The 255-nt window shown below is 37.3% G+C and carries 1 protein-coding gene; it reads left to right on the forward strand.

From position 1 onward, the window contains the following. Positions 1-60: 60 nt before the first annotated feature. Positions 61-255, forward strand: a 195-nt coding sequence (locus SB689_RS23635; RefSeq protein WP_410694479.1) for a hypothetical protein, incomplete at its 3' end; no start/stop codon positions are given.

The following is a 255-nucleotide window of genomic DNA, read 5'->3' on the forward strand; positions in this document are numbered from 1 at the left end:
GGTGTGTTTTCGTGGAATTGGGAAGCAAATGATTATAAGTTCCTTGGAAAAATCCACAGAATGGAAAGATGCAGAGTGATAGATATCTGGAAAGACTCGCAAGTTATCTGGGAAGAGACAATCATTCCTTTAAAAAAAGGTAGCTCTTATCAAATCGTGAGCCAATATGTTGCATATGTAGACGAACTCAATCCCACAATTATGCTTGTCATCAGAGCAAATGGAAGTGTTCCAATAGCAATTCCTTATAATAAG

This window comes from Chryseobacterium sp. SIMBA_038 (assembly GCF_046535115.1).
Lineage (GTDB): Bacteria > Bacteroidota > Bacteroidia > Flavobacteriales > Weeksellaceae > Chryseobacterium.